Raw genomic sequence first — 8,581 nt, 5'->3', positions numbered from 1 at the left:
CTCGACCGCGTGGCCCCCGACGGTCGCGCTGACGGCACCCGTGAGCGCTGCGTGACCCAGCACCTTGGCGAGATCATCGGTGACGACGACCTCGTCGAGGTCCGTCTCACCGGTGTTGACGCCGGTCAGCGTGTAGGTGACCACGCTGCCCACCGCCACGGCCGTTCCGGAGTCCACGTTCGCGGTCTTCGCGAAGGTGAAGCCCGGGGCGCCGACACGGTGCTCCGTCGACGCGGGAGGCGGCGTGAGCTCGGCACCGCCGGGAGCGATGGCGCTGCCCTCGGCGACGTTCGAGATCGTCTCGCCGCCCGCGTCGGCATCCACCGTCACGGAGTACGTGATCGCGACCCGTTCGCCGACCGCGAGAGCGCCCTGCCACGAGAGCTCGTCACCCACGACGATCGGTGCCGCGACGGCCGCGCCGTCGACGACGGCCGACACATCGCCGTTGTAGGCGGCGTGAGCGAGCACGCCCGAGAGGTCGTCACCGATCGTCACAGGGTCGAGCGCGGTCGCACCGGTGTTGATGCCGGTCACCGTGTAAGTGATGACGCTACCGGGGTCGACACGGGTTCCCGAGGCCGGGTCGGCCGTCTTGACGAGCTCGAAGCCGGGCTCGTTGATCGGGTTCACCGTGACCGCCGGGGGCGTCTCGATCGGCGGCACTCCTCCGGGAGGAGTCGCACTGCCCGTCACCGAGTTCTCGAGCGTCTCGCCACCGGCATCCCCGTTCACGGTCACCGAGTAGGTGATCGAGACGGTCTCGCCGATCTCGAGCACCCCCGTCCACGACAGCGTCTCGTCCGCGAGTGCCGGAGCAGCCGCAGGCGAACCGTCGACCAGGGCGACCGCGTCGTCGTTGAACTCGGCGTCGTCGAGCACTCCCGACAGGTCGTCGACGATGGCGACGGGGTCGAGCGCGGTCTCGCCGGTGTTCACGCCCGTCACCGTGTAGGTGACGACGGTGCCGGGGTCGACGGCCGTGCCCGGAGCGGGCGCGGCGCTCTTCGACACCGAGAAGCCGGGCTGGTTGACCGGGTTCGTGGTCGTGACCGGCGGAGGCGTGATCTCCTCGCCGCCCGGAGGCGTCGCGACGGCGGTCGCCGAGTTCTCGAGCAGTTCGCCGGCGGCATCCGGTCCGACCGTCACCGAGTAGGTGATGGTGACCGTCTGTCCGACCGCGAGAGCGCCCGTCCAGGAGAGCTCGTCGCCGTCGACCACGGCAGGCGCGGCCGTGCCACCGACGATCGCCACGACAGGATCGCCGTCGAGCGAGCTGTGATCGAGAACCCCGGAGAGGTCGTCGACGATCTCGACGCTGTCGAGCGCCGTCTCACCGGTGTTCACGCCGGTCAGCACGTAGGTGATCACGTCACCCGGATCCAGGGCGGTTCCGGCTGCCGGATCGGCCGTCTTCGAGAACTCGAAGCCGGGCACGTTGACCGGGTGCTCGGTGATCACGGTCGGCGGGACGATCGGCGTTCCCGGTGTCGTCGGGCTCTCCGGGTCACTCGGAGCGGTCGGCACCCGCGGGGTCGCCTCGCCCGTCACCGTGTTCGTGATGGTCGCGCCACCGGCGCCGCCGTCGACGGTCACCGAGTAGGTGATCACGACGTTCTCGCCCGGCTCGAGAGAACCGGTCCAGACGAGGGCGCTGTCGGCCACTGTGGCGGTGCCGCGCGTGGCAGCCACATCGTCGTTGTACGAGGCGTTCGTCAGCGCACCGGCGAGGTCATCCGAGATCTCCGCCGGGTCGAGCACGGTGTCACCCGTGTTCGTGCCGGTCACGGTGTACTCGATCACGCTGCCGGGGTCGACGGTCGTTCCCGATGCCGGGTCGGCGGTCTTGCTGACCTCGAATCCGGGGGCGACGACCGGATGCTGGGTCGACGCCGGCGGCGGTGACACCGGCGCGCCCGGAGTGGTCGGGCTCCCCGGGTCGGTCGGGTCCGACGGGATCAGCGGCGTGGCCGCACCCTCGGCGGTGTTGCGGAGCAGCACGCCGGTGGCGTCGTCGTTCACGGTCACCGTGTAGGTGATCACGACGTCTTCCCCGGCGCCGAGTGCACCGGTCCAGCTGAGCTGGGTTCCGGTCACGTCGATCGTGCCGGTCGTCGCCGACACATCGCCGTTGAAGGCGGCGCTCGCGAGAACTGCAGACAGGTCGTCGGTGATCGTCGCGGGGTCGAGCGCGGTGTTGCCCGTGTTCGTTCCCGTGACCGTGTACGCGATGGTGTCGCCGGGGCTCACGGCCGTGCCCGATGCCGGGTCAGCCGTCTTGGTGACCTCGAAACCGGTGTCGACGACGGGATGCGTGGTCTCGACCTGCGGCGGAGTGATCGGCGTGCCGGGAGTCGTCGGGCCATCGGGGTCGCTCGGGTCGACGGGGATCCGCGGGGTAGCCTCGCCGTTCACGACGTTGCGGAGCAGGGCGCTCTCGACGCCCGCGTCGACGGTCACCGAGTAGCGGATCGTGACGGACTCTCCCTGCGGGATGGAGCCCGTCCAGGTCAGCGTTCCGTCGGCCACATCCGCGCTGCCGCGGTCGGCCGTGACGTCGTCGTTGTAGGCGGCGTCGTCGAGCACTGCCGTGAGGTCGTCGGTGATGGTCACCGGCGAGAGGTCGGTGTCGCCGGTGTTGGTTCCGGTGACCGTGTACTCGATCGTGTCTCCGGCCGAGACAGCGGTGCCGGATGCCGGGTCGGCGGTCTTGCTGATGGTGAAGCCCGACCCGAGCACGGGGTGCTGGGTGACCGCCGTCGGAGGAACGATCGGCTCGCCGGGAATCTGCGGGCCCGTCGGGTCGGCAGGGTTCGGCGTCGTCGGGGTGGCGGTGCCAGGAGCGACATTGCTGAGCACCTCGCCGGAGGCGTCTTCAGCGACGGTCACCGAGTAGGTGATCGTCACGACCTGCCCGGCCTGCAGCGTGCCGCTCCAGGCGAGGTCGGTGCCGGTGAGGGTCGCCCCGCCGGTGAGCACCGGGATGCCGTCGATCGCGGTCGCGATGTCGGCGTTGTAGTCAGCGTGCGCGAGCACCTCGGCGAGGTCGTCGGCGATGGATGCCGGGTCGAGGGTGGTCGCGCCGGTGTTGGTGCCGGTCACGGTGTAGTCGATGACCTGGCCCGGCTCCACCACGGTGCCCGACGCGGGGTCGGCGGTCTTGGTGACGGTGAAGCCCGCGACCGGGTGCTCGGTAACGACGGCAGGCGGAACGATCGGGTCGCCACCGGGAGGCGTGCCCGAGGCGGTCACGCTGTTCGCGATGGTCTCACCCTCGACATCCTCATCGACGATCACCGAATAGGTGAACGTCATGATCTGCCCCGGTTCGAGGGCGCTCGTCCACGTGAGCATGTCGTCGGCGATGGCGGCACCGCTGTCGACGAGATCGATGCCGTCGACGGTCGTCGCGAGGTCGTCCTGATACTCGGCGAACGAGAAGACGCCGCTCAGGTCGTCGGCGACCTCGACGTCATCCAGCACTGTGTTCCCGGTGTTCTCCACGGCGACCTGGTAGGTGATCCGCTGCCCGGCCTGGACGGCCGTGCCGTTCACCGGGTCGGAGGTCTTGCGCAGGTCGAGCCCGGGAGCCAGGCGGACGTTGGAGTAGGTGCACGTGACGTCGGTGCCGAGAGCACCCGCAGGCTGGGTGACCTCGCCCGTCGCGGTCACGGCCACCGGGGTGGTCGAGCCATCGGGGTTGACCTGCTCGCACACGAGAGAGGCGTCATAGCCGGTCAGATCGGCGGATCCTGCGGCGGCCTCGGAGAGGCCGAACGTGTCTCCCTGGTTCGTGAAGACCGGACCGGCGTAGTCCGCCTGCAGGCCCGGCTCGTCACCGGTCGTGGTGTTCGCGGTCTGCGCGACGCTGTACTCCGCAGGCGCCTGGATGCCGAGGGTGAACTGGTCGGTCGGCGCGTGGCGCCCCTCGGGCAGGTCCTTCTTGAGCGTGAGCGTGTTCGGGAAGGTGCAGCTCGACATGTCGGTCGGCGCGAAGCTGCCGAGCGAGGTCGTGTTGACCGTCTGACCCCGGGGGAGGTCGACCTCGATGATGCGGCTGCCGCCGCCCGAGACCGAGACGAAGAGGTGTCCTCGGTTGCCGAAGGCGATGCCGTTGCCCTGCACACCGGCGCCCATGTCGTGCACCTGCTTGGCGTCGAGGGTGGCCGTGCTCGACTCAAGAGCGGTGGGCAGGTCGGCCGAGTAGATGTACTGGTCGGCGACGAGGACCAGCTGTCCCGATGCACTGAAGGCCATGTCGCCGTTCGCACCGAAGGCGCTGCTGCCGGCGGTGGGGCGCAGGGTGCCGACCTGCACGTAGGTCTGCGGCGTGACGCTCTCATTCCAGGCGTAGATGTTGATCGCGTTGTCGGCGGTGCCGCTCGCGAAGTAGTACACCCCGGTCACCGGGTTGACGGCGCCGCGCAGCACGGCGGAGTTCAGTGTGAACGAGGTGCGCGTGGTCTCGTCGGTGACACGGTCATGCTTCGCCAGCACCTTGTTCGACGAGCTGTTCGTGACCGTGTACGCGTAGCGACCGCCGGCCGAGATGCCGAGACCGTTGTCGGAGTGGTCGGTGCCGAAGCTGACCGTACCGAGGGTGCCGCCGTCACCGGGCGCACCTCCCTGCTCGTTGACCGCGAACTCGCGGATCTCGGTCGAGCTCTGCACGAAGACCGCTCCCGGCGTGCAGAGGAACGGATCGGCCGCTGCTGCGGGGGCGGCCGTGACCGTGCCGCCGATGAAGATCATCGACGATGCGACGACCGCGGTGGTGACGATGCCGCTGACGAGCTTGCGTGCACGCCTCCCCCAGCGTGGCGTCGCCTGCTCTGTCTCGGTCGGTTGATGGCGCTTTCGCGCACCACGAATACTCACGACTGCTCTCCCCTGGTCGCATCCGGTGCGCGCTCGCGCACACGGGGCCCGCCACCCCCTTCGGCGGCATCCCTGGAGCGCTGTCGACTGACCGCGCGCTCGAATCGGGCCTTCGCAAGACTGCCTTGCGGGCGGGTTCCTACCCGCGCGAACGGGGCGTTTTCACCCCCGGTTTTCACCCCTTGCCTTGGAGGCACGCGAGCAGCACCGGAAGGCTGGGCGGGAGCGTCATATTGCGCGGGCGAAGAGCGGGGCTGTTAGGGTTGCCTAACCAACATTGATTCGATCGATGTCGTTCCCCTCCCCGGTCCCGAAAGGTCATTCACCATGCCCTCCCGCCTCCGCCATCGTGCCTCCACGGCTGTCGCCGCCGCAGCCTGCGCGCTGCTTCTGCTCGCCGGCTGCGCCCCTGAGCCGACCGCCGCCACCGATGCGCCGGGCGAGTCCGCCGGCACTCACGACGTCGAGCACGCCCGCGGCACCACCGCCGTCCCCGACGAGCCCCAGCGCGTGGTGACTCTGGAACCGCTCGAGCTCGACACTGCCGTCGCGGTCGGCATCGAGCCGGTCGGCGCGGCGGTCGCGAGCAACGTCGCAGGTGCGCCCGCGTATCTCGGAGCCGACGGCGTCGAGCCCGTGGGCACGGTTCCCGAACCCGACCTCGAGGCCATCGCCGCGCTCGAACCCGACCTGATCCTCGGCACCGAGGCCCGGCACTCCGAGCTCTACGAGCAGCTCTCCGCCATCGCCCCCACGGTCTTCATCGAGACGCAGGCCGACCCCTGGCGAGACAACGCGATGCTCATCGGTGACGCGCTGGGCCGCGAAGAGGAGGTCGCCGATCTGCTCTCGAAAGTCGACGAGCGCTGCGAGTCCCTGGCCGGCGAGTACGAGGTCGACGGCGAGACCGCGCAGCTGATCCGTCCCCGCGACGAGACGACCCTCAGCCTCTACGGGCCGGTGTCGTTCTCGGGCAGCCTCCTCGAATGCGCCGGGTTCACGATCCCCGAGCAGGAGTGGGCCGACGGCCTGCAGGCCGACATCTCGCCCGAGAACATCGTCTCGGCCGAAGCCGACCACGTGTTCGTCACCGTGACCGATGTCGACGACGCCTCGGAGATCCCCGCCGCGATCACACAGAACGCCGCGGCCTTCCCTTCGGTCACCCCTGTCGACACGAGCTACTGGGTGTCGGGAGTCGGACCGAAGGGTGCGCAGGCCGTGCTCGACGACATCGAGGCATACCTCGAAGAGAGCCGGTGACCGCTCTCGCCTCGGTCGAGACATCGGGGACTCCGCAGGTGCGGGGTCCCCGGCGCGGCCTTCGAGCAGTCGGCGGTGCGATCATCCTCCTCGCTCTACTCGCAGTCGCTGTCATCCTCTCCCTTGCGATCGGCGCCAATCCCCTCTCCCCCGAGGCTGTCTGGAGGACGCTGCGCGGCGGGGGCACTCCGGAGACGGACTACGTCCTGTTCGAGTTGCGCATACCTCGGACCGTCACGGGGCTCGTCGCCGGTGCGGCGCTGGGCGTGGCCGGCGCTCTCATCCAGGCCTTCACCCGCAATCCGCTCGCCGACCCGGGCATCCTCGGCGTGAACGCCGGCGCCGCGCTCGCGGTCGCCCTCGGAGTGAGCCTGCTCGGCCTGCGCGATGTGTCGCAGTTCGTCTGGCTCGCGTTCCTCGGGGCCCTCATCGTCACGGTCGCCGTGTACCTCATCGGCTCGGCCGGGCGCGGGTCCGCCGATCCGCTCCGTCTCACGCTCGCCGGGGTCGCACTCGGAGCCGTGCTCTCCGGCATCACGACGGGCGTCTCCCTCAGCGACCCCGATGCCTTCGACTCGATGCGCAGCTGGAACGCGGGATCGCTCCTCGGTCGCGGTTTCGATGTCACCCTTCCGATCCTCCCGTTCGTCGCTGTCGGGCTCGTGCTCGCGCTGCTGCTCGGTCCGGGCCTGAATGCCGTCGGCCTCGGCGAAGACGTCGCGCGGGCACAGGGCGCGAACGTCGCCGGCATCCGCATCGGGGTGATCATCGCCGTCACGCTGCTCGCGGGCGCAGCCACCGCCCTCGCCGGTCCGATCTCGTTCATCGGATTGATGGTGCCGCACGTGATCCGCTGGACGTTCGGCGTGGACCAGCGGGTGATCCTGCCGCTCTCCGCGGTGCTGGCACCCGTGATCCTGCTTCTCGCCGACGTCCTCGGCCGGGTCATCATCGCCCCGGCAGAGGTGCCCGTCGGAATCGTCGCGGCGTTCATCGGCGCGCCGGTGCTGATCGTGCTGGCGCGGCAGCGGCGGGTGAGCGCACTGTGAGCGCACCCACCGCCTCGGCAGTCGTCGATGTCGCCCGCCCGAAGATGATCATGCGCCTGGGCCCGCTGCGGATGCCGGTGCGCCGGCGCAGCATCCTCATCGGCCTCGTGACCGCGGCCGCTCTGGGTGTCATGGGCGTTCTGGCTCTGGGAATGGGGAGCTATCCGCTCACCCCGCAGCAGGTCGTGCAGACTCTCGTCGGCGGGGGCGACGCCCTGCACCGCACGGTCGTGATCGACTGGCGACTTCCTCGGACACTGGCTGCGATCACGGTCGGCGCGCTTTTCGGCATCGCCGGCGCGCTGTTCCAGACCGTGACGAGGAATCCGCTCGCGAGCCCGGACATCCTCGGGCTGTCCAACGGCGCCTTCACCGGCATGCTGATCGCACTGGTGCTCGCATCAGGGAGCTGGCCGGTGCTCACCGCCGGATCTCTGATCGGCGGATTCGTGACGGCTCTGGTGATCTGGCTGCTCTCCGCACGAGGCGGCGTGCAGGGCTTCCGCCTCATCGTCGTGGGCATCGGCGTCTCGGCGATCCTCGCTTCTCTGAACACCTGGATGCTGCTGCAGATCGAGCTGGAGACCGCGATGTTCGCCTCGGCCTGGGGCACCGGGTCGCTGAACGGCGTCAGCGCGGGTCCGCTCGCGGGAGCGCTGCTGTGCGCGCTGCCGTTCGCTGTCGCAGCCCTCCTGCTTGTGCCGCGACTGCGTCAGCTCGAGTTGGGTGACGATATGGCGGCGGCCTCGGGGGCTCGACCGGGCCGGATCCGCGCCGTCGCGCTGCTCATCGGCGTCGCACTCGTCGCCGCCGCGACGACCGTCGCCGGCCCCGTGGCGTTCGTCGCGCTCGCCGCGCCGCAGATCGCGCGCCTCGTGGCCCGCACTCCGCACCTCTCGCTGATGCTGTCTGCACTGTTCGGAGGAGTCCTCCTGCTCGGTGCCGACCTCATCGCTCAGCACCTGCTGCCTACTGCTCTTCCTGTCGGCGTCGTGACCGTCTCGGTCGGTGGCGCCTACCTCGTCCTGATGATCGTCCTGGAGATCCGCCGCCGTGCCTGAGAACCCGCCCTCGACCGACCCCACGTCCGCCTCGCGCCTGAGAGCGGAGGGGATCACGCTGACGTACGATCGCACCGACATCGTCCGCGACCTCTCTGTGGCCGTGCCGACCGGGGGCTTCACGGTGATCATCGGCCCGAACGCCTGCGGCAAGTCCACGCTGCTGCGCGGCCTGTCGCGCCTGCTGCCTCCGTCGAGCGGGCGCGTGGTGCTCGACGGCAAGTCGATCAGCGAGTACCCGGCGAAGGAGGTGGCCCGCCGGCTGGGGCTGCTTCCCCAGAGCGCGACAGCACCGGACGGCATCACCGTGGCCGACCTGGTCGCCCGCGG

At 70.0% G+C, this 8,581-nt stretch carries 5 protein-coding genes; 4 read left to right on the top strand and 1 reads right to left on the bottom strand.

The annotated features are described in order from the left end of the window. Positions 1-4,878, bottom strand: a 4,878-nt coding sequence (locus tag ACLKOY_RS17995) for a beta strand repeat-containing protein (RefSeq protein ID WP_436454827.1), incomplete at its 3' end; no start/stop codon positions are given. 327 nt (positions 4,879-5,205) lie between these two features. Between ACLKOY_RS17995 and ACLKOY_RS17990 the strand changes: the two genes are divergently transcribed. From ACLKOY_RS17990 to ACLKOY_RS17975, 4 genes are all read left to right on the top strand, one after another. Continuing rightward, positions 5,206-6,141, top strand: a complete 936-nt coding sequence (locus tag ACLKOY_RS17990) for an ABC transporter substrate-binding protein (protein WP_436454826.1) — start codon at positions 5,206-5,208, stop codon at positions 6,139-6,141. Continuing rightward, positions 6,138-7,190 carry an iron chelate uptake ABC transporter family permease subunit gene (locus ACLKOY_RS17985; RefSeq protein WP_436454825.1) on the top strand — a complete coding sequence of 351 codons (1,053 nt, stop codon included), beginning with the start codon at positions 6,138-6,140 and terminating at the stop codon, positions 7,188-7,190. Before ACLKOY_RS17990 ends, ACLKOY_RS17985 begins: the two co-directional genes overlap by 4 nt. Then, positions 7,187-8,251 (top strand): FecCD family ABC transporter permease, encoded by a 1,065-nt coding sequence (locus ACLKOY_RS17980; protein ID WP_436454824.1) that lies wholly within the window; start codon positions 7,187-7,189, stop codon positions 8,249-8,251. Before ACLKOY_RS17985 ends, ACLKOY_RS17980 begins: the two co-directional genes overlap by 4 nt. Continuing rightward, positions 8,244-8,581 (top strand): ATP-binding cassette domain-containing protein (locus ACLKOY_RS17975; protein WP_436454823.1); only part of this gene is annotated, 338 nt, incomplete at its 3' end. The genes ACLKOY_RS17980 and ACLKOY_RS17975, both read left to right, overlap by 8 nt.

Origin of the sequence: Microbacterium sp. K2, assembly GCF_051365005.1 — a bacterium.
Taxonomy (GTDB): domain Bacteria; phylum Actinomycetota; class Actinomycetes; order Actinomycetales; family Microbacteriaceae; genus Microbacterium; species Microbacterium foliorum_B.
This window is presented reverse-complemented; position numbering and strand designations above follow the sequence as displayed.